Source organism: Desulfosporosinus sp. Tol-M2, from assembly GCF_059735615.1.
Genome location: NZ_JCAIJG010000201.1, coordinates 57043 through 77499, shown reverse-complemented (window position 1 = coordinate 77499; position 20457 = coordinate 57043). Strand labels below are relative to the sequence as shown.

The 20457-nt window shown below is 44.4% G+C and carries 17 protein-coding genes and 1 pseudogene; 7 read left to right on the top strand and 11 right to left on the bottom strand.

What is annotated here, in order from left to right:
• Positions 1-107: 107 nt before the first annotated feature.
• Together AC6I5A_RS14630 and AC6I5A_RS14625 are read left to right on the top strand one after the other, a co-directional pair.
• On the top strand, positions 108-764 hold the full coding sequence (locus tag AC6I5A_RS14630; RefSeq protein WP_052168130.1) for a type IV toxin-antitoxin system AbiEi family antitoxin domain-containing protein: 657 nt from the start codon (positions 108-110) through the stop codon (positions 762-764).
• Complete coding sequence (locus AC6I5A_RS14625) at positions 764-1759, top strand: nucleotidyl transferase AbiEii/AbiGii toxin family protein (protein WP_497900802.1); 996 nt, start codon at positions 764-766, stop codon at positions 1757-1759. Before AC6I5A_RS14630 ends, AC6I5A_RS14625 begins: the two co-directional genes overlap by 1 nt.
• Here AC6I5A_RS14625 and AC6I5A_RS14620 read toward each other — a convergent pair.
• Positions 1728-1793, bottom strand: a pseudogene (locus tag AC6I5A_RS14620) (hypothetical protein); the annotation flags it as partial. The gene AC6I5A_RS14625 and the pseudogene AC6I5A_RS14620 overlap by 32 nt on opposite strands.
• A 138-nt stretch (positions 1794-1931) precedes the next feature.
• On the opposite strand from AC6I5A_RS14620, the gene AC6I5A_RS14615 reads away from it, so the two are divergent.
• A complete protein-coding gene (locus tag AC6I5A_RS14615; protein WP_034617689.1) occupies positions 1932-3161 on the top strand; it encodes a Fic family protein in 1230 nt (409 codons plus the stop codon).
• Between the two features lie 314 nt (positions 3162-3475).
• Here the strand turns inward: AC6I5A_RS14615 and AC6I5A_RS14610 are convergent, their stop codons facing one another.
• The 3 genes from AC6I5A_RS14610 to AC6I5A_RS14600 all read right to left on the bottom strand — a co-directional run bounded on the left by AC6I5A_RS14610 (position 3476) and on the right by AC6I5A_RS14600 (position 7066).
• A complete protein-coding gene (locus AC6I5A_RS14610; RefSeq protein ID WP_034617686.1) occupies positions 3476-4825 on the bottom strand; it encodes an IS1096 element passenger TnpR family protein in 1350 nt (449 codons plus the stop codon).
• Positions 4826-5564: 739 nt separating this feature from the next.
• Positions 5565-5906 carry a laccase domain-containing protein gene (locus tag AC6I5A_RS14605; protein ID WP_497900801.1) on the bottom strand — a complete coding sequence of 114 codons (342 nt, stop codon included), beginning with the start codon at positions 5904-5906 and terminating at the stop codon, positions 5565-5567.
• On the bottom strand, positions 5885-7066 hold the full coding sequence (locus tag AC6I5A_RS14600) for a transglutaminase-like domain-containing protein (protein ID WP_497900800.1): 1182 nt from the start codon (positions 7064-7066) through the stop codon (positions 5885-5887). The genes AC6I5A_RS14605 and AC6I5A_RS14600 overlap by 22 nt, the downstream gene beginning before the upstream one ends.
• Positions 7067-7350: 284 nt before the next feature.
• On the opposite strand from AC6I5A_RS14600, the gene msrA reads away from it, so the two are divergent.
• Positions 7351-8304 carry a peptide-methionine (S)-S-oxide reductase MsrA gene (msrA, locus tag AC6I5A_RS14595; protein ID WP_497900799.1) on the top strand — a complete coding sequence of 318 codons (954 nt, stop codon included), beginning with the start codon at positions 7351-7353 and terminating at the stop codon, positions 8302-8304.
• Positions 8305-8519: 215 nt separating this feature from the next.
• Here msrA and pgeF read toward each other — a convergent pair whose 3' ends face one another.
• The 4 genes from pgeF to AC6I5A_RS14575 form a co-directional block, all read right to left on the bottom strand.
• The gene (gene pgeF, locus AC6I5A_RS14590; RefSeq protein ID WP_034617682.1) at positions 8520-9341 is read right to left on the bottom strand and encodes a peptidoglycan editing factor PgeF; all 822 of its coding nucleotides are present in this window, start codon (positions 9339-9341) and stop codon (positions 8520-8522) included.
• A gap of 234 nt (positions 9342-9575) precedes the next feature.
• Positions 9576-10436: an enoyl-CoA hydratase-related protein gene (locus AC6I5A_RS14585; protein WP_497900798.1), complete on the bottom strand. Its 861-nt coding sequence runs from the start codon at positions 10434-10436 to the stop codon at positions 9576-9578.
• Positions 10437-10595: 159 nt separating this feature from the next.
• Positions 10596-11372 (bottom strand): SWIM zinc finger family protein, encoded by a 777-nt coding sequence (locus AC6I5A_RS14580; protein ID WP_052168129.1) that lies wholly within the window; start codon positions 11370-11372, stop codon positions 10596-10598.
• 198 nt (positions 11373-11570) lie between these two features.
• Positions 11571-14246, bottom strand: a complete 2676-nt coding sequence (locus AC6I5A_RS14575) for a DEAD/DEAH box helicase (RefSeq protein ID WP_034617753.1) — start codon at positions 14244-14246, stop codon at positions 11571-11573.
• Positions 14247-14675: 429 nt separating this feature from the next.
• Here AC6I5A_RS14575 and AC6I5A_RS14570 point away from each other — a divergent pair, with 429 nt between their 5' ends.
• The 3 genes from AC6I5A_RS14570 to AC6I5A_RS14560 all read left to right on the top strand — a co-directional run bounded on the left by AC6I5A_RS14570 (position 14676) and on the right by AC6I5A_RS14560 (position 17345).
• A complete protein-coding gene (locus tag AC6I5A_RS14570) occupies positions 14676-15152 on the top strand; it encodes a PIN domain-containing protein (protein WP_034617677.1) in 477 nt (158 codons plus the stop codon).
• A complete protein-coding gene (locus AC6I5A_RS14565; RefSeq protein ID WP_497900797.1) occupies positions 15149-15325 on the top strand; it encodes a hypothetical protein in 177 nt (58 codons plus the stop codon). The genes AC6I5A_RS14570 and AC6I5A_RS14565 overlap by 4 nt, the downstream gene beginning before the upstream one ends.
• A 241-nt stretch (positions 15326-15566) precedes the next feature.
• Positions 15567-17345 (top strand): TIGR04190 family B12-binding domain/radical SAM domain protein, encoded by a 1779-nt coding sequence (locus AC6I5A_RS14560; protein ID WP_497900796.1) that lies wholly within the window; start codon positions 15567-15569, stop codon positions 17343-17345.
• A gap of 159 nt (positions 17346-17504) precedes the next feature.
• On the opposite strand, the gene AC6I5A_RS14555 is transcribed toward AC6I5A_RS14560, so the two are convergent.
• The 3 genes from AC6I5A_RS14555 to AC6I5A_RS14545 all read right to left on the bottom strand — a co-directional run bounded on the left by AC6I5A_RS14555 (position 17505) and on the right by AC6I5A_RS14545 (position 20377).
• Complete coding sequence (locus AC6I5A_RS14555; RefSeq protein WP_034617674.1) at positions 17505-17993, bottom strand: CoA-binding protein; 489 nt, start codon at positions 17991-17993, stop codon at positions 17505-17507.
• A 224-nt stretch (positions 17994-18217) separates the two neighbouring features.
• Entirely contained in the window at positions 18218-19519 is a 1302-nt protein-coding gene (locus AC6I5A_RS14550; protein WP_034617671.1) for a pyrimidine-nucleoside phosphorylase, read from the bottom strand.
• Between the two features lie 27 nt (positions 19520-19546).
• A complete protein-coding gene (locus tag AC6I5A_RS14545) occupies positions 19547-20377 on the bottom strand; it encodes a purine-nucleoside phosphorylase (protein ID WP_034617668.1) in 831 nt (276 codons plus the stop codon).
• Between the last annotated feature and the right edge of the window lie 80 nt (positions 20378-20457).

The window sequence follows — 20457 nt, the reverse complement described above, 5'->3', positions numbered from 1 at the left end:
GTATTCGCCTCAGTCTTGACGGTTTTAATATTGACAACAATTACCATAAGGCTTATAATGAATCATTAAGTTGCCGCATTGAAAAAACGAATGAGGTGCTTTTGTAAATGGCCGGAATGGACATCCTCACGAATAAATTTCATAACATAATTAAATACGTTCAGAGCCGTGAGCAAGATGCGGAGAGTAATTCAGCAGCACTACTGATCAAAACGGCGGAGCTTTCTGCGCTCAAGATTTACTATCGGGATATTGCGGCGCTGATTGCGGCTGGCCATCTGGAAAAGGTCAAGCAGGGGTATTACAGAGTCGTTGTCTTAAAAGAGAGTTCCGGGCCGTCAGAAGCCTCAGTCATTGCCTCCCTCTATCCGGACGGTGTACTGTGCATGTATACGGCTCTGTTTTATTATGGCTATAGTGACCGCACCCCGCTAAGCTGGGATATTGCGATTGATAGGGATACTTCAAAGGCCAGATTCAAAATCGACTACCCTTATGTGCAACCGTATTATATGGAGCCGGTGCATTTGTCGTACGGCATTTCGGCCGCGGAATTTGAGGACTGCCAGATGCGAATTTTTGACCGTGACCGCCTGATCTGCGAATGTATTAAAAACGAGAACAAAATGGATCGGGAGAGCTACAACAAGGCGATTCAGGGATACGTCGCAGATTCAAAGAAGTCCATCACCAATCTGCTTTCGTATGCAAAAAAGCGGAACATCGCCGTGAGAGTGAAAGATAGGATCGGGGTGTGGCTGTAATGGAAGATAGAAGCGCATCCGTCCTTGCCAAACTGAAAAATAAAGCTAAGACGTCTGGAAAGCCGCTGCAGATACATATGCAGCTGTTCTGCCAGGAGGAGTTCCTGCGCAGACTGTCCCTGTCGGAATATGCGGATAACCTGATTCTGAAAGGCGGTCTGTTCATTTATACACTGACGAACTTCGAAAGCCGCGCCACAATTGATATAGATTTTCTCCTGCGCCAACTTCCGGGAACGGTGGACGAAATCGAACCTATCATTAAGACAATTCTAGCTGTCGATACCGGCAATGATTTTATTACCTTTGAGTCAAAAGGGTTCGCTTCAATTGCCTTGGAGCGGAAATATAAAGGCGTTGAATTTCAAATCATCGGCCATATCAAGAACACCCGTACACCTTTTAATGTTGACATCGGTATCGGTGACGTGATTGTCCCCAAAGCTGAAAAACGTACTATTCCGGTTCAGCTTGATGATTTTACACGTCCGCAGATCAGCACCTATTCCCTTGAAAGCACAATCGCTGAAAAACTTGATGCTATGTTGCAGCGTCTGGAACTGAACAGCCGGATGAAAGATTTTTACGACATCTATTTTCTGGCGCATACGTTTGATTTTGATGGCAGAAAGCTGCAGGAAGCAATTTTTGAGACACTGCAAAACCGCGGCACCGCCTATAACCGCGACAGCCTGAATGCCGTTATTGCACTGGCAGACGATAGCGATATGCAGACACGTTGGCGTCAGGCTGTACGCCGCATGCAGCTGCCGAAGTTGGCGTTCGCAGAAGTTATAAATACATTGCAAGTTTTCCTTGCTCCGGCTTTCGACGCAGTGGTCAATGAAAGTGAACTGCTGAACATGTGGTCGGCAGAAAATCAAATGTGGTGTAACGCACAAAAAGGGGACAATGTTCCTCCTTCGGGATACCTAAAAGAAGCACCGCCTGGCTGTAATTTAGATTCGGATTCGAATCCGAAATTGAAGAGGTAAGCTGTTCGGTTCCGTACTCTTTGAAGATACGCATCAGTTTATTGGCCCTGCTCTGGGAGAAATCTAAATGGGATGAAAACCTTTATTTATAGGCGTTTAAGTTCATTGTATTAGTAGCATAATAGTAATATAATAGTAAAAAATTAGTAGCAAAAAAAGGAGGTTCGGTATTATGTTTGATGAATTGCTAAATAAATATTTAAACGATGAAAGATACCTTAATAAAAAGGAAATAATGTACCGTTTACCTTCATCTGTTCCTATAAATAAATTTTGGCCAGAATTATCGCAAGCAAGAAAAAATATCCAGGTACCTCTTCTAGACAAAGGTGAACAAAACATGTGGTTTTGCAGACAATCGCGTTTAACCGAAAGGTTAAACCAAATAGATATGGTGGCTAAATCAAATATTTTTAATTATATACCTGATCAAATGCAGAGTGCCGTAATATTTGATGCTTTAATTGATGAGGCATTTAACTCCAGCGTTATCGAGGGAGCCTTTTCCACAAAAAAAAGAAGCAGGGAGATGATAAAAAACAAAGAAACTCCTAAGGATAAAAGTGAACAGATGATTATTAATAATTATGAGGCACTGGAGTTTGTTCTTGAAAATCTCGAAAAGCCAATTAATGAAGATATAGTATTGACCATTTATAGGATCGTGACCAAAAACACGCTAGACGCTGCAGATCAAGTTAAGAAGTATCGTGATGCTGCAGTATTTGTAATTGATCCAAATTTGCCTGATCCAATCTATGAGGGACCGGATCAGCAAAAGGTACAAGTAATGATGGACTCTCTATTTGACTTCATAAACAGCGAAGATGGTTTGCATCCAATCTGTAAGTCAGCCATAATTCATTTTTATCTGGTTTATATTCATCCTTTTTTTGATGGCAATGGCAGAACTGCCAGATGTATAGCATATATGTATTTACTCCAAAAGGGATATGATGCTTTTAAGTTTTTCTCTCTTTCCTCGCTTGTTAAAGAAGCAAGAAGTAAGTATTACAAGGCTATTAAAGATGTCGAGGATAATGAATCCGATACAACGTATTTCATTATTTTTTACAGCAAAATGATACTTCAGTCCGTCAGTAATATTTTAGATAATCTAAAAAAGGAAACTGTAAAAAGTATCATCTTACAGGGAATCAAAAAGAATAGAATAGTTTTATCAAATAGACAAAAACAAGCAATTAATACTTTTATTAAAAAAGATAAAGAAATTACGATTGCTGAATATCAAAAAAAATATAACGTAGCTTACCAAACAGCAAGGACGGATTTATTGCAGTTGGAGGAAATTGAAGTTTTGACCAAAACTAAGGAAGGTAAGAAATTCGTGTTTAGAATAACCGAACTTGAAAAAATAGTGGAGAAGTATAAACCTGTCTAGGGACAACTTACTACTCAGCGAAACTTGTCGTTTCGCGAAGGGTCCTGGAACCTATGCGGAACGACAAAGAAATAACAGCCCATTAGCATGTTCCGCCGAGTACGGATGTAGAGAAACCCTATCCTCGCAAGAAATAGGTTAAATATAGTAAAAACCGTCAAGACCCGCAGAGTATTCGCCTCAGTCTTGACGGTTTTAATATATGGCGATTCAATAGCCGGAAATGAGGATTTGATGATTTGTAGTACTTCTTGTGGATTCAGCATTGTGGCATTAACCATTTCTGTTAAGCCAGGAATGACTTTTTGTTTTCGCTACTCGTCCCAAAAATGATATTGCTCTGGAGATTCACCATGACGCGCAGTAATCAAAGGTTTTAACACCCTCAATTCTCCCTCATCGATATGCTCCAACAACACCTTAAATTCCCATTGATCCCCGTAGTCAAACAAGTAAAGGATTTCATCTCCTGATTCCAGACCCAACTCACCAATGATCGCCTCAGTTACATACGGCCCCTGCTCATCAAATGTGCATTTGAACGAATTATATGACCATGCTTTGCCATCCATAAAGAAGCTATAAAGATGATCATTATTAAATTCAAAGGCTTCCTGTATAATCATGTGCATATCTTCCAAAGTGTGTTTTCCCGACAGCACAATCCGCCGCCAAGTGCTTTTATTAAGGGAAACCTTGAAGGTATAGTTCCCGTCAGTCTTAGGTTGTTCCCTAATCAAGGTGGTCTCAAGTTCCCCAGGTGCAAAAAAACCGGAAAACGCCTGGATAAACTTCTCTCCGATCAAGACTGATTCCACCAGTTTGTATTTTTTGGTTTTCTTACCCGTCTTAACCTCTTTTATAATGTCTTGAATCAAGCTGTATTTATTGTGTCTGGATAAGGATTCACCCTGGATTAGGTTGTCTTCACCGTATTCCCTTCGCATGGGCACATTCCAAAAGGGTAAATTTCTTACAGTTGTCAAAATAGTTGCCATAACCACGCCAAACTCGGAGGGTGTAAACGTGGCAGCCCGAAAGTCATATTTTGAATAGAGGACACTCATAGCTTCCTCATCCTTAGTCACTTCCCATAAGCCAAAAAATGACAATGTAAGTACGTGCCGGTTTAAACTGTCTAAGAGATGCTTAAATATTTCATTTTGGGCCGAATCAACTTCAATCACCTTATTTGGTACTTGTTCAGAGACAAATTTGAAAACATTTCCTATATTCAGCCATACATTATTCCGCCTATAGGTCGAATTTAGCTCATTCCAATCTACCTGAATCCACAAGGTTTCCAACAAAAAGAAATACTTCTCCACAGAATTTAGATCTTGGTACCTGCTGTAACGCTCGGTGGGCTGCAGTTCATATTGATTTCCTTTTGCCTGAACCTTACGCAATAATTTTCCGGCTAGCGCCAAATGGTAGAACAGATTCAGCAAAGGGTAAGAAAGCTGGTTAAAATTTAGGTTATCTTCCGTGACATAAGTAGCCATTAGTTTATTAAGCTGGTGAAGGGCAGCCTTAGCGAGATGCTGGTTTTTGGGAGTTAACACCACCCGGTTGTTACTTAGAAATTCTGTAAATATCCTGAAGTCACGCACTATTGGGGTAGGTGCCGATTCGCTGACTCGCAGTATCGATTGAGTTGACATATTTCTAACCTCCACGAAACTTAAATGTTGTAGTTCAAGGAAGATCTGCTATATAACCGAGCGGGATCTCCTATAATTTTGATTCGACAAGGTTCTTATTTATCCTCCAGATTTCTTTAAAAAAGTTGTTACTGCAATGATTCTTTAAACTAAGCAATCTAATCCCTCCCAACGCGATGTTCTAACCGGACTTCTTTACTCAAAATATTTTGGCTCATATCAATCTTGCTCTGGTAATGCTCTTCTCACCATATTTTTCTTTAATCAAATCAATGACCTTCGTTAGGGTCTCATTATCCTTTTGCTTCAGGATTCGACAATCTATTTCAAGTTTAGGAACTCATATCCATGGTCCTGACCATTTCCATAAACTTTTCTTTCATGTTAGCCGCGGTGATCAATTCCCAGCAAAATCGGGCACTTTCAAAGGCAAAGTCAAGCAAACGCCTGTTACCATAAATATCTGTAAAAGGATATTGGATAAATAAATATTGTGCTTCGTCCGGACCAAAGGTATCACTTCCACAAATAAATATCATTTTTGTGTCAGTTGTAGTAATTATTAGGAGAACTTGTAGTGACTTGTATTGAGGTGTATAATGTTTGCATAAGGTTCATACAATAAGAACCGGGATGCTGATACATCCCGGTTGTACAACCAGCCGCAAAGTGAGCGGCAACTATGAAAGAGCAAGAAGCTCCTGTTCAAAGGGTGGGCTACTTGCTCTTACGCTTTTCTTTAAGTATTAATACGACTAACGTCGCGAAAGCTATAGCAAACATCAGCGCTTGGTACGTACTCATAAGCCTCACCCCCTTTCATGGGGATTCGGCCGCCCACCCTGCCCATATTTGGTTGTGACTCTTGAAAAATATCAACAACCTTGTTATCTACTTCAAAACAACACGGCCCAATTGATGGACCTATTGCAGCAATAATATCCTTTGGATTACAACCGTAGTTATTCACCAAGCTGTTGATAGCTTTTTTGCTTATACCTAAACATGTTCCTCTCCAACCCGAATGAACTAACCCGATAGCTTCGTTTATTGTGTATCTTACGTATGCCTCAGAACACACCCATGGTCAGCATTACCACTCCCCCTGCACTTTGGTATCCTTATGGTCAACAGTGAAATCTTATTATCAAAATAATTGTTTACCGTGCCAAAGGTAGGGTCAACATTAAGCCATCTGCCTTCTTTCGGTACATAAACCTGATTCCAGGCATGGTCACCCCAGCTCAATCCACTATATCCTAGGCCAGTAACCAGGCGGACCTTCAGCCCCACCGCCCGGCACATGGATACATAGAGACTTGCATAATCGAAACAGATACCCATGCGAGTGTTAAAAGCCATGATCGAACCCGAATTTATTCCGCTGGAGTCTTGGCTGAGCTGAGCCGCTTTCTGGTCATCATATTTTATGTTCTGGGTAATCCATCGGTAGATTAAATACGCTTTCTGACGTTCGTTCTGCTCACTGCCCACCACCCGACGTACGGTGGAGTCGATTTGCGAGTCTGATTTCACTGCTTCATCCAGGGTTGCTCCATTAAAATAGGTTATCACCCGGTCATTGGTCGAGTCCGAAACCGCATTTTGTCTGAAATGGTCATTCACCAGTACCGGTATCTTTTGGGCCAGATTAGAGTTAAGGACGGGGGAGACTGCATTTTTATAGATAAACTGATATCCGTTCGACTCACTCATCATCTGGACTAAACGTGGGGCGGGGAAATAATAAGCATAGAAGTTTAGCAGCAACGCAGAAGCAAAAACCAGCACTGCCGCCCGGGGTATCTGGGCCAAAGCCCCGATAATACGTTCCAGCCCGCTGCCAATGAGAATTAACAGCTTATACAAGCGATTGGACAGAGGACCTAATACAGCATTGTAGATCGGATGGGTAATGAGTCCGATCAGAACGCGGAACAGCCAAACTACTAAAGGTACGACTATTATGTATATGAGTATATCCTGCCCGAATAATAGGATCCGAATTTCCTCCGGAATCCCATTATAGATCTGAGCGAATAGTCCAGGATTATGCTGAAAGAAAATCCCTCGGGTTAGATAGATGGCCAGGAATAGTACCAATATGAACTCTAACCCCTCGCACAACGACCACAAGGAAAACCGGATTTTTTCGCGAGAAAATTTGGTAAAAGCCCCCATGAGTATGGGCTGCATAAATATAGCTATAAATATTAGAGTCAGAAAGTCTACTTTTAACATCAGAATATACCTCACAAATGGCCTATCTATTCATCATCGGATGCCTACCTGGCATCTTATGGGGAAAGATCGAACGGCTTTCGTCTTGCGGAGTTTATCTGGGCTCTATCGACACGATCGTCTCCACATGCTGCTTACATGGGAACATATCGCCTGTGCAACATATATTACGCTTATAACCACGAATCAGCAGATTGAGTCCGTAATTTAGCGTTGAGAGCATATAATTTCCTTAGAATATGGTTAAAGAATAAGTATTAAGAAAATACAGGGGTGAACTCGTGTTGGGAATTAAAGAGATTTATCTTGCCGGAGGATGCTTTTGGGGTACCGAAAAGTATTTGAAATCTATCCCCGGAGTCAAGAACACGGAAGTAGGCTATGCTAATGGGATGATACATAATCCCAGTTATGAAGATGTCTGCCACAAGAATACGGGCCATGCGGAAACTGTCAGAGTTGAGTATGACCCCGCGTATATTGATCTAACTCACATCATCAATTTATTTTTTCAAGTGATTGACCCTACTTCTATCAATAAACAGGGAAATGATGTCGGAAGCCAGTACAGGACAGGAATTTATTATGTGGATCCGAAGGATGAACCAATCATCCTGGCTGCAATTTCAGAGCTTCAAAAGAAATATGACAGACGTATTGCTGTCGAGATTGAACCATTAAAAAATTACTATCCGGCTGAGGAATATCATCAGGGTTACCTGACAAAGAATCCAAACGGTTATTGCCATATTGGAAGAGATGCCTTCGATAGAGCGCGTCTATCCATCGTCAATCCGGCGGACTACTCTGTTCCGGAGGAGGCAGAGCTTAGAAAAAAGCTGACACAGCTCCAGTACCGGGTAACCCGAGAGAATGCTACAGAAGACCCTTATCATAATGAATATTATGCTCAGTCTTCCCCCGGGATTTATGTGGATATCGTAACCGGTGAGCCTTTGTTTTCATCGGCAGATAAATTTGACGCCTGTGGCTGGCCCGCTTTTTCAAAGCCCATTGATCCCTCTGTTATCGATACTAAATTGGACAAATCATGGGGAATGGTGCGGGAAGAGGTCAGAAGCCGCGTTGGCGACAATCATTTGGGTCATGTTTTCCCTGATGGGCCAAAGGAATCCGGCGGCCTCCGCTACTGTATCAACAGCGCCTCTCTCCGCTTCATCCCCAAGGAAAATATGGAGGCTGAAGGGTACGGGAAATACCTGTCCAATATTGGATGATAACATCAGGTAACCCTCTCCAGACGTGAGTTCATAGAACGAATTGTACCCTAGCCCTTCAACGTAAGGTACAGAGGGCAGGATGCTAGCGGCACTTAAGCAGCTAGAGCGAATTCGTTGCAAAGCACTTTGAAACATCAGCTAAGCTATTGGTTAGGTAGCTATTTGCTCGCAAACTTCTATTTTTAAGGATCTTATATTAGTCGTGAGGCATATTATTTTAGCATTAGTAATGTTGCCATTCTGCCACTGGGGTTACCTTCTCTTCGGTACGAAAAAAACAATTCCTTTTTACAACTAGTGCAGAGATTAAAGTTAATAATATTATCTCGATTTAACCCACACTCGATCATCTGCCGTTCAATAATATCCCAGAGACTAACCTTCCATTTGTCATGACTGACTTTTATCATATGTTTATTTACATCAACTATAGACTCTTTAAAAATATCAACAACCTTGTTATCTACTTCAAAACAACACGGCCCAATTGATGGACCTATTGCAGCAATAATATCCTTTGGATTACAACCGTAGTTATTCACCAAGCTGTTGATAGCTTTTTTGCTTATACCTAAACATGTTCCTCTCCAACCCGAATGAACTAACCCGATAGCTTCGTTTATTGGGTCGAATAAATAAATAGGGACACAATCTGCAAAGATGCCAATTAATGGAACACCCTTTTCATTTGTAACCATAGCATCGACTGATGAAATAGCTGTCTCATATTCTAGAGCCCCTCTACCCCTATGAACAATGCTAACTTTTTCAACCGTAGCATTGTGTACCTGAGCACCGGCAACTAGTTGTTTGACCTCTATTCCTAAGTGATTACAAAGAAGTTCTCTGTTTAATTTAACTTTATCTTTCTCGTCTCCGACGCTGTAAGATAAATTTAATGACTTATACGGTTCCCTACTATATCCGCCCAACCTAGTGGAAAATGCAGTTATTACTTTATTGGTTCTATCGAAAAATGGTATTGTAAAATACCTAATTTGGTCGTTTTCGACTACATGGATATTTTCCCCCATAGTTATTTCCCCCAAAATTCCTTGATTTAGCAAACGAGTTTAACCTATAATAACAGAAACATTGCGATAAACCCATTATTTTGGATTTCACACATTATATATAGTATCTTACGTATGCCTCAGAACACACCCATGGCTGGGTTAAACGTTGGTCGGGGAAATAATAGGCATAGAAATTTAGCGGCAACGCAGAAGCAAAAACCAGCACTACCAAGGGAACAGCAATCATTTTTATTACAAATCAGTTTTCCCCCTGGCTTTCAGCTCATCCTTGCGGATTTTCCAGAAGTTAGGTCTTCTTTTTTCCGAAAAAGCCCGGGGACCTTCTTTAGATTCCGAACTGGTAAACCAGTCGGGAAACATTAACCTGGCCAATTGGCCGTATGAGCCGGCCATATAATCGATTTCCATATCAAAAGTCGCCTTGAGGACTTCTATACACCCAGGGCTTAAGGTCAGTATTTCTTCACACCATTTGTCAACTTCCGCGTCGATTTTTTCCAAAGGAACTACTGCATTGACCAGTTTCATTTCAAGTGCTTCTTGGGCTGTATACCTGCGGCAGAGCATATATATTTCACGTGCTTTTTTAGCGCCCACCACACTTACCAGGTAGGCTACCACATAACCATCAACAGGATTAGCCACGCGCGGCCCACCCTGGGCAAAAACGGCATTCTCGGCGGCAATGGTAAAGTCACTAAAGTAGGCAAGGCAGTTTCCCATTCCCATGCAATATCCCTTAACCGCGGCAATTACAGGCTTGCGCGACATCCTTATTATTTGGGGGGGAGGATACCTCCAGTAAACCTGCACTCTTAATTCTTTTTCCTCCCATACTACATCCCCGCCGGTACAGAATGCCTTATCTCCCGAACCTGCAAGAACTATAACTCCGATCATCGGATCATGGTTGGCTTCATAAAAGGCATTGAACAATTCGTCCATTGTATGAGCTGTAAGAGCATTAAGCTTTTGTGGCCGGTTGATTGTAATTCTGGCTACTCCTCCCTCTAATTCTTGATGGTACTTTTTTTCATATAAGATATCCGTGAAATTATTTTCTTCTACCAAGTTCCACTCAGTCCAGTTCATAATACTCCTGCCTCCTCGTTTAAAACATCCCCGGTTTTTTTCGGCCTGTCTTTTGTTCCTACCTTGTTCATCTCCTTTCAGCTTTACCGGCAGTTTAATACCCTACTTACGGATAACCTGAATTGGGTGTAGTTTTTGACCCACTATTTGAAGAGATAATTATTTCTTCCCTTTCTTCCCTTTCTTCACTTTCTTCTTTTCGGCTTTGCTTTCCATCTCAATTCCGAACAGTTCTGAAATGTCCGCGTCCTCAATAATTCTACGACTTCTTACTTTTGATTTTTCAAGGAGTGTTTCGGTTTTCTGACTGATCGTGTCTGAAATAAGGTCATCCACCTTCACGTTCCGCAGTACAAAAAATAAAGTGGGATCATCGTCAAGCCGGGCGCCTACCCCGTAAAGAACTGCCGCTACGTGTTTGCACATATAAGCCCCGTCAGGGCAGCTGCATCGCAGCCCAATTTCCCTGGAAGCAGGAAACAAGCCTTTGCCCTTTGCTGTAAACACTTCGGAAAGTGCCTTCGGAAACTTGCCCACGATCAGCTCTTGCAGCGAATCGATCTTCCCTGCACAGTTCTTCGTAATCCCTTGCCAAAGTTTGTTGGACAGCGGTTGAATGCTGATCGTCACTTGATACGGTTTTGCAACGCTCCCCTGAACAAGGGCCCTGATTTCACCTTGCGTAAATTTTAAATCCAGTACCGCTCCATGCCGGACGTAACTCTGCCCCCGGCCGATGCGGTTTGCATAGTCGGCATAGCTCTCCAGATTATCATTCCAGGACTTTCCCCACCACGTTTTGGCGATCTTTCTTCCCTCAATAATCACGGGACGAATATCGGGATTTTTCTTCTTCAGTTTTTCGATACTCTTTAGGGCTTTCCGTCTTTTTTCCGCCACTGTAACGTATGTTGGAAATCCGCTGTAATATGCCATAACCGTCCCTCGCCAACGTTATTCAATCGTAAGACTCCCACTTCTACAAGTGGGAGAGGTACACCTTATTCTGCTTCGGTGGGGGCAGACTCCGACTTCGCCGCTAAGAATCCCTTTTGGGACGTGCGGCTTCGGCGAAACCCTCCACTGGAGGCTTTCGTCACCGAAGACTCGATGTTCAACTTTAGTTGAACGAGTTCACTCAGAAAGCTTAAATAAATTGATAAGCTGTTTGTTATCCAGCTCGGTAAGCCAGTTTTCCTGACTGTCCGGCATGATTTCCTGCAATAATTGAGTTTTGCCTTCAATCATCAGGTCGATCTTCTCTTCAATCGTACCCTTCGTAATAAATTTATGCACAATCACCTTCTTCTTTTGGCCAATCCTAAAGGCCCGATCCGTAGCCTGATTCTCAACTGCCGGGTTCCACCACCTGTCAAAGTGGATGACATGATTGGCGGACGTGAGGTTAAGACCCACCCCGCCGGCTTTAATGGAGAGGACCATAAACGGCACATACTCCGCCCCCTGGAATTTAGCCACAAGATCCTGGCGTTTCGTCACGGGCATCCCGCCATGTAAAACAAGCCCTTGATGCTGAAAGATCGTCTCCAGAAACCTATTCAGCGGCTCAGTAATTTCCTTAAACTGGGTAAAAATAAGCACCCGTTCCCGCTGCTCATAAATAGTTTCACATATCTCACGCAGTCTTGCATATTTGCCGCTTTCAGCCTCGGCATAGTCATGCTGACCCATAAATTGATCGGGGTGATTACAAATCTGTTTGAGCCGCATCAGCGTGGATAGTACGAGCCCTTTGCGTTGGATTCCATCCCCGGTTGCTTCCAGCTTTGTCTTAAGCTCCTGGACAATCTTATTATAAAGGACCGTTTGTTTTTTGCTGAGTGTCGCATAGGTTTTCATTTCGATTTTATCCGGCAGATCGGAGATAACCGTTTTGTCAGTCTTTAAACGTCTGAGAATAAAGGGGCTAACCACCCGTTTCAAGCGGGCATAACCATCTTGCTTTTCCTGGAGTTTACTTGTGAAATTAGTGAACTCCTTGGCACTGCCCAGCAAGCCTTTATTCAAAAAATCAAACAAGGACCATAAATCAGCCAGACGGTTTTCGATAGGCGTCCCTGTCATGGCTAGTTTATAGGCGGCCTTTAATTGTTTCACTCCCTTGGTTTGCTTGGTGCCTGGATTCTTAATTGCTTGGGCCTCATCAATAATTAACGAATCCCAAGTAATAGTTTTTAACCAATCGTGTTTGGCGAGCATGCCATAGGTTGTGATATAAAGGTCATATTCCTGCAGCAAAACGTCGGCTTGCGTCTCCAGACCTTTATTTTCCGAAGGGTGAAGGACATAGTAGTTCAAAGACGGGGCAAATTTGCCAAGTTCACTGAGCCAGTTCCCAATCAAGGAAGCGGGGACAATCAGCAACGCCTTTTCCTGCTTCTGGCTTCTGATATAATTCAGGAGCGCAATAACCTGAACAGTTTTCCCCAAGCCCATATCGTCGGCAAGGCACGCGCCCAGACCGAGTGTTTTCATATAATGAAGCCAGTTCAAGCCCCTTGCTTGGTAGGTACGCAAACTAGCCTCAAAAGCTTCCCCACAGGCAATCGTTTCAAGTGTATCCGGATTGGCGAGCTTATTCAGCACCGAACTGAGCCATTCGCCATTCGTTACTTCCAGTTCACAAGCTTCGTCGGAAAGATTCAAGACTTTTTGCGCAGTCAATTGAAAGCGCATAGCCTCAAGCATACTGAGATCTGTCTTGTTCATTAGTTTTTGGGCTTGTTCATAGGCTTTCAGCATTTCCTTCAAGCGTTGATGATTGACCTCCACCCATTTCCCTTTGATTAATAAGAGTCCTTCCGCTTCTGAGAGCAACTTCTTCAACTCGTCAGCCTGCATCGCTTCTCCGCCTAGCAACAGCTCGGCCTGGAAATCCACAAGTGCTTCCAGGCTCAGGCGAGAAGGCGTTTTCTCGCCCACACTGACCGACATTTTCCAGGAAGCCGACTTATTCTTCCACCAATTGGGCATCCGGCATAAAATACCTGCTTCCTCGTAAACCGGTATTTCCTTAAGAAACGTATATGCTTCATCCGCCGTTAAGCTCAGCGGATGAAATAGTTCTCCCGATTCCACGAGTTCTGCAATAAAGGTGCTTTTCTGAGAGGCCTTATGCACAGTCGAAAGAAGTTCCAGCAGCTTTCTGCTCTGCTTCCCATAGTCTACCAGCGCATTTTTCAGTGGGAGGTGCTTTGCTTGGCCATTAGCCGAGACACCCGCCGCATAAGTCGCCAAAAAAGCAAACGGGTATTCCTCTTTCTTACTCTCCACAAGATGAAAGAAAACCCGTCCCACCGGCTGGACATGCGAATTATGTGAAGCAAAAAATGCCCCGACACTGCCTTCGTAGGACTTGATCATTTTCCCAAAGGCCTGATTCAGCGTTGTCCAGGCCTTTTCCACCCAGGCTGGAGTTAAGTATTCCGCTCCCTTTATATAGGGCGCTTTTTGCAAGAGATGCTCTACGGCATTCTCCTCTAATTCAGTCACGGCGTTTTCCCGTAAAATCTCCAGCTCCGGATTCATGGCCAGTTTCTGAACAAATGCGGCAGCTATCAGCCAGAGATAACGCAGAGATTCAGACGTGACTACCGTGCGCTCCGAAAAACCGAGCAGGAAAAGGGCTTCAGGCGCATCCATCCGATAGCGTCTGTAGATTTCTAACTGGTAATCGATTTGGCTGCTCTCCATTTTTTCTTCAGTTATCTGCCAGTCCAGTTCAAACAAACCGTCCGGCTGGATGAGCGCAATCAGCTCTTTGGATGTAATCTTTTCAGGTCTCTCCATGCCGGCAACCACTTATTCCATCCTTTCAGGCCTAAATTTCATGCTTATTATACTATATCTCGAATCAAGTATATCAGGAAGCGCGGCAAAAAGGGGACAAGTCAGCACCCTTTGAGCAGGCAACTGGAGGAATTGTCCATAAACCCTAGGCTCGCTATTTCCCTGAATTGTCTCAAGATAAGGCGTTGCCATTTGTATTATCTTCCACAAAATATGATTTTTTGAGTTGCGCATTCAAAGGAACCCCAACTGCGGCACCCGCCGTGCTTAACATGTTTGAATGAAGCGGCCGCCGTAGTGTTAGCTAATTTGTTCTATAGACAACACATTACTGACGTTCGACTCCGGTATCTGTATTCTCCGGCCAGCGGTTGCTTATCGGAAATGTTAATAGTACTATTATAAGTAAGAATTGGAGGATGGGTTATCATGAATAAGGTTAAAATATATTTGGATACCTCAGTAATCAGCCATTTAGAAGCCGAAGATACACCGGAGAAGATGCAAGATACGCTTCTTTTTTGGCAAGAGATTATTAAAATTTACTATAAAGTTTCTGTCTCCGACCTGACTTTAGCTGAACTGGCCAAATGTCCTGAACCGAAACGGTCTCAGCTTTTCGTATATCTTAGTCAAATTGATTATGAAGAAGTTGAAGAAGCTCCAGAGATAATTGCCTTGGCAGAAGAGTATATAAGACACGGGGTTTTAAGCCAAAAAAGCAGGGATGATTGCCGCCATATTGCAATCGCTACCATAATCGGATGCCTATATATCGTTAGCTGGAATTTTAAGCACTTTGTCAATATTAGAACCATTAATAAGGTACAGGCTGTAAATAAGCTGTTGGATTACAATGAAATCAATATACTCCCACCGTCTATGATGCTGAAAGGAGAAGAATGATGAGCGCGAAGTTTACAATTGATGATATTCACCAGATCAGACATGAAAACTACGAGAATACAAAAGATCTTAAACCTGTGGAACTGATAGAAAAAACAAAACACGATGCCGCAGCCAGCAAAATGCGAATCCAAGAATTAAGAAAAAAGGTTGTAAAAGCAAGCGGTAATTAAAACAAGTATACTCTTTCAGCGGGTTCTCGATTCATATAATAAGAATGCTTTAATATCCCGGTTGTACAACCAGCCGCAATGGGCGGCACAATAATGAAGAGCAAGAAGCTCCCATGCAAGGGATGGGCTACTTGCTCTTACGCTTTTCTGGTACAACACATGCTGGGAAATACATAAGGGTAAATCCGAAATATTATGATATACTATTTCAAAAATAGACTTTTTTCGGGGGTGCTTAAGTTTGTTTGAATCTCTGCGGCGGGATGTAATATTTCTGCACGCGCCAAGTATTTATGATTTCCGCAAAGACACGATTCTTTTTGGACCAATAAACGACGTGATCCCTTCTTCTTCCGTCTTCGAGATGTATCCGATCGGGATTACCAGCATAGCCGAACACCTGGAAAAGTCCGGCTTGAATGTGCAAATTATTAACATGGCCTATCGCATGTTAAAATCTCCGGCCTATGATCCGGAAAAGGAAATTAAAAAACGCCATCCCAGGGTTTGGGCCATCGACCTGCACTGGCTGCCCCATGTTCACGGCGCGTTAGCCCTGGCCGCTTTAATCAAAAAGCATCACCCTGATGTACCGGTCCTGATGGGCGGCTTAAGCTCATCTTATTTCCACGAAGAGTTAATCAAAAATCCTGATGTTGATTTCGTTGTCCGGGGTGATTCCACCGAAGGACCTGTTCTGGAGCTCTTAACAAGAGTACGTGCCGGTCTCCCTCTAGAAGGTGTGCCGAATCTCACCTGGAAACAAAAAGACGGTTCCGTAGTGGTCAACCCGCTGACCAACGTACCGGATAACCTGAACGCGCCGACTGTGCCTGCTTATCGCTATACAATGCGTTCTGTTTTTAAATACTGGAATCTGTCTAATATCGTTCCCTATTTACGTTGGCTGGAATACCCGATGACTACCATCTTAACTGCCCGGGGCTGCAATATCAACTGTTCCATTTGCGGGGGATCCAAGCAAGCTTATCGCCAGGTCTGCCAGCGCAAAAAGCCGGCTTTTCGTTCGCCGGAAAGATTAATTGAAGATGTCCGCTTGATTAAAAGATTCAGCCGGGCCCCGATTTTTGTGATCCATGATCTCCGCATGGGCGGTAAAGAATTTGCCGATCGTTTTTTATATTTGCTGAAACAGGAAAAAATCGAAAATGAAATGGTTTTCGAGCTATTTTATCCTGCAGATGAAGAATTCATCTCCCAACTCAAGGACGCTGCCCTGCACTTCAGTCTGGAAATGACCCTGGAAACCCATGACCCGGAACTGCGAAAAACAAATGGCAAATTCGCCGTCAGTAACGAGGCGATCGAAGCAACTATTGCCGCAGCCATGGCTAACGGGTGTAATAGACTGGATATTTTCTTTATGGTAGGACTGCCCTTTCAAACAACGCAGTCCGTAATGGATTCCATGGATTATGCTCATAAACTTTTAAGTGATTATGGTCTGGACGGCCGGATTAAAGTATACGTGGCGCCGTTAGCACCTTTTTTAGACCCCGGCAGCCCTGCCTTCGAGGACCCTGAGAAATTCGGCTACAAGCTGCGGGCCCACACGTTGGAAGAACATCGCAAACTCCTGACCAATTCCACGTGGGGACAGATCCTGAATTATGAAAGTATGAGTATGCCCCCCCAAGAATTGGTAAACACCACCTACGAAGCCACAGCTAAATTAGTAGCCAGCAAGAATAAACTCGGTCTCATGTCGAATGAAGAAGCAACAGAGACCACAAATCTGATTATTCAAGCCCAATATTTAAATAATAAAATGGAGCAAGCGGTCTTAATAAAAAACAAAAAGGAGCGCAGCTTGGCAATCGCCGCTCTAAAAAATGAGGCTAAGGATGTCAATAGCAAACGTGTTTATGCCCAGACAGATTTTGTGAGCTGGGGAAAGCAGAGATTTCAGCTTAAACCCCTCGGCATAATCTCCCTTTTGTTCGAACTATTCTTTGAAGAGCTTTCTTTGGCAAAATTACGTTATTCCAAGCGTCGTTAAAATACGACAAAAAAATCTAAAAAATAAATTATTAAAAACCAGATACGAAACACTAGCCTTGCTGAAGCAAGTAAAAGACCGCTGTCCCACAACGAACACTTTCCGCCGTAGGATACCAGGAAACTCCCTCACTCCCTACCAACCTACCAACCTACCTCCCTACCGAGCATACCGCTTCGCAGGTACTTTGGCAGCTCGGAGACCATGCCAGTAACAGGGATTGAAATAACACATGCTCAGGCGAGAATAACTGACATGCTGCAGCACGCACCCGCGGACCGTCTTAATCGCGGCGCTATCGCAGGCTTGCTGCAGTTCCTGGGACCAGGTCTGTTCTTGAAACCAAATACTGCCGGCTCCGGCAGATGCAGCATCGGCAGCCAAAGTCTTGAGTCTCTCTGTGAGCAGGCACGGTACTACGACTGTCACCTTATCCGTCAGTTCCGCTAAATTCGGATAAACCCTGCTCCCATCCAGGCGCTTCAAATCTTCGGCAACCGGATAGACAACACAACCAAACCCTTTTAATGCCCTCCAAACCTTCCAGGCATGTTTATGCTTTTGGAATTTTTGAGCATCCCCCAGCACGGCAAACGTATCCGCAGTTGTCAACCCCTCAGCCAAAGGGTAAATTTTCTTTTCACGCATCAATTAAAATCCTCCTCCCCAGAGACACGATACGGTGCCCCTTTCTTGCACTAGTCGGAAAGTATAAACTTCATTGGTATACTTTCTGGAGGGTCCCTTCTCGCCGTCCTGCAAGAAGGTTAACACGTGCGAAGACAGTGTCTTCGTGTGAGCGCCAGCCAAGTTTTCTTTATATATGCATACGTAAGGAAGAGGATTTTATGTTAATTGTCCACATCGTGTACCTATTGGATAACTTCCTCAATTAACGGGGGCAGCTTGGGAGCAACGCTGTCCACCTTAACCAGGTTTTGCGCGAGCTTGAGTCCCTCAGCCAACATTTCTTGATTACTGCTATAGAGCTGCATAAGGGGTTCTCCCGCCTTAGCCCACTCGCCTGCTTTGCGGGTGAGCACAACCCCGGCTCCTAAATCAATCGGGCTATCTTTAGTAACCCGACCGGCCCCGAGTACCATAGCCAGGATTCCGATTTTCTGAGCATCAACCAACTGAACATAACCTGTGTCAGGAGCGAGGAGCGGCAGATTGCACGGCGCAACCCGAAGGCGACGATCGGCTACCGCCCCTGCATCTCCCCCCTGCTCGGTCAAGAAGGACAGAAATTTGTTCCACGCCGCTCCGCTTGCCACACTTTGCCTTAAAACTTCCTTCCCTCCCCCTGCATTGGGTACGGCGTCACCAGCCACAAGCATCCAAGCCCCCAGTTCGAGGCTGACCTTCATTAAATCTTCTGGGCCTTTACCCTGCAGCGCGTCGGCTGCTTCAAGGATCTCCAGGCTATTTCCGACGGCGCGCCCCAGCGGTTGATTCATATTACTCAATACCGCAATCGTCCGTCGTCCCAGCGCTTTCCCGATATTCGCCATTGTCTTCGCCAGCAACCGTGCCTCCTCCACGGTCTTCATAAAGGCACCTGAGCCGTACTTGACATCTAAGACGATCCCCTGCGCTCCTGCGGCTATTTTCTTGCTCATCACCGAAGAGGCAATCAGCGGAATGGAACTGACAGTCGCCGTTACATCACGCAGAGCATAAAGCAACTTATCGGCAGGGACAAGGTTTCCCGTCTGAGCGATAACAGACAAACCAATTTTCTTCACTTGAGCCAAAAACTCTTCCTGCGTAAGCTCCGCCCGGAAACCGGGCACCGCGCTGAGTTTATCGATTGTCCCTCCCGTATGGCCAAGCCCTCGCCCGGACATTTTCGCCATAGGCACGCCGCAGGCTGCAACCATCGGTCCGAGCAGCAAGGTCGTCTTGTCCCCCACCCCTCCGGTACTGTGTTTATCCACAGACCGTCTCCCCAGGGCGGAAAGATCCAGTTGATCCCCGCTTTGGGCCATGGCCAGCGTCAGTTCGGTCGTTTCTTCGAGTGACATCCCCCGAAAATAGACGGCCATAGCCCAGGCAGACATTTGATAATCCGGGATATCTCCCGAGACATAGCTTTTAATAATAAAGTTGATTTCCGACTTGGAAAGAGATTCCCCATCCCGTTTCTTTTCAATCAAGTCGATCATACGCATCCGAAATCACTCTTTTCTTTCATATGCCTAAAGCACCTTGACCAGCGCCTGAACAAAGTGCACAAATTGTTTTTCAATTCGTCCCGCCGTTTCCATGACTTCTACATGACTGAGTTTTTGTTTCAAAATACCAGCCGCCATATTTGTCACACAGGAGATGCCCAGGACTCGCATTCCTCCATGGTTGGCTGCCAGCACTTCCGGTACGGTACTCATGCCGACCATATCAGCGCCAATCGTACGTAAAAAACGTATTTCTGCAGGAGTTTCATAGTTGGGACCGCTCAGAGCCGCATAAACCCCTTCCTGAAGATTTATCCCCAATTCTCTGGCGATCACTAAGGCCTTTTGCCGCCAATCCCAATTATACGCTTCGCTTAGGTCCGGAAAACGTGGGCCTAAACTCGACAAATTTGCACCCCGCAACGGATTGACTCCCATCAGGTTGAGATGATCCTTAATGAGAATCAGGTCCCCCGGCTGAAAGGCAGGATTTATCCCCCCGGCGGCATTCGTGACAACAAGGCCGCTCACTCCCAGGACTTGCATGACCCGAACAGGGAAGATCACTTCGTGCATCGTGTACCCTTCGTAATAGTGAAAGCGTCCTTGCATAACCACGACCCGACGACCATCAACGTTACCAAAGACCAATTGTCCGGCATGCCCTTCAACAGTCGAAGCAGGGAAGTGCGGAATGTCTTTGTAGGCTATCACCTGTTTTTCCAGAAGATGATCGGCAAAAGCGCCTAACCCTGAACCCAGGATCACACCGAGTTCCGGCAGTCCAGTGACACTCTCCATAAGATATTTACGCACTTCCTCCAGTTTAACGCTATATCCCTTTTTCGAAATCATTTTATCATCCTCCTCCTTTAGTCAACGGGTATAGGAAACTTACTTCATCTGAAGCTAGTTGAACTTAGCCAGGGACTAAG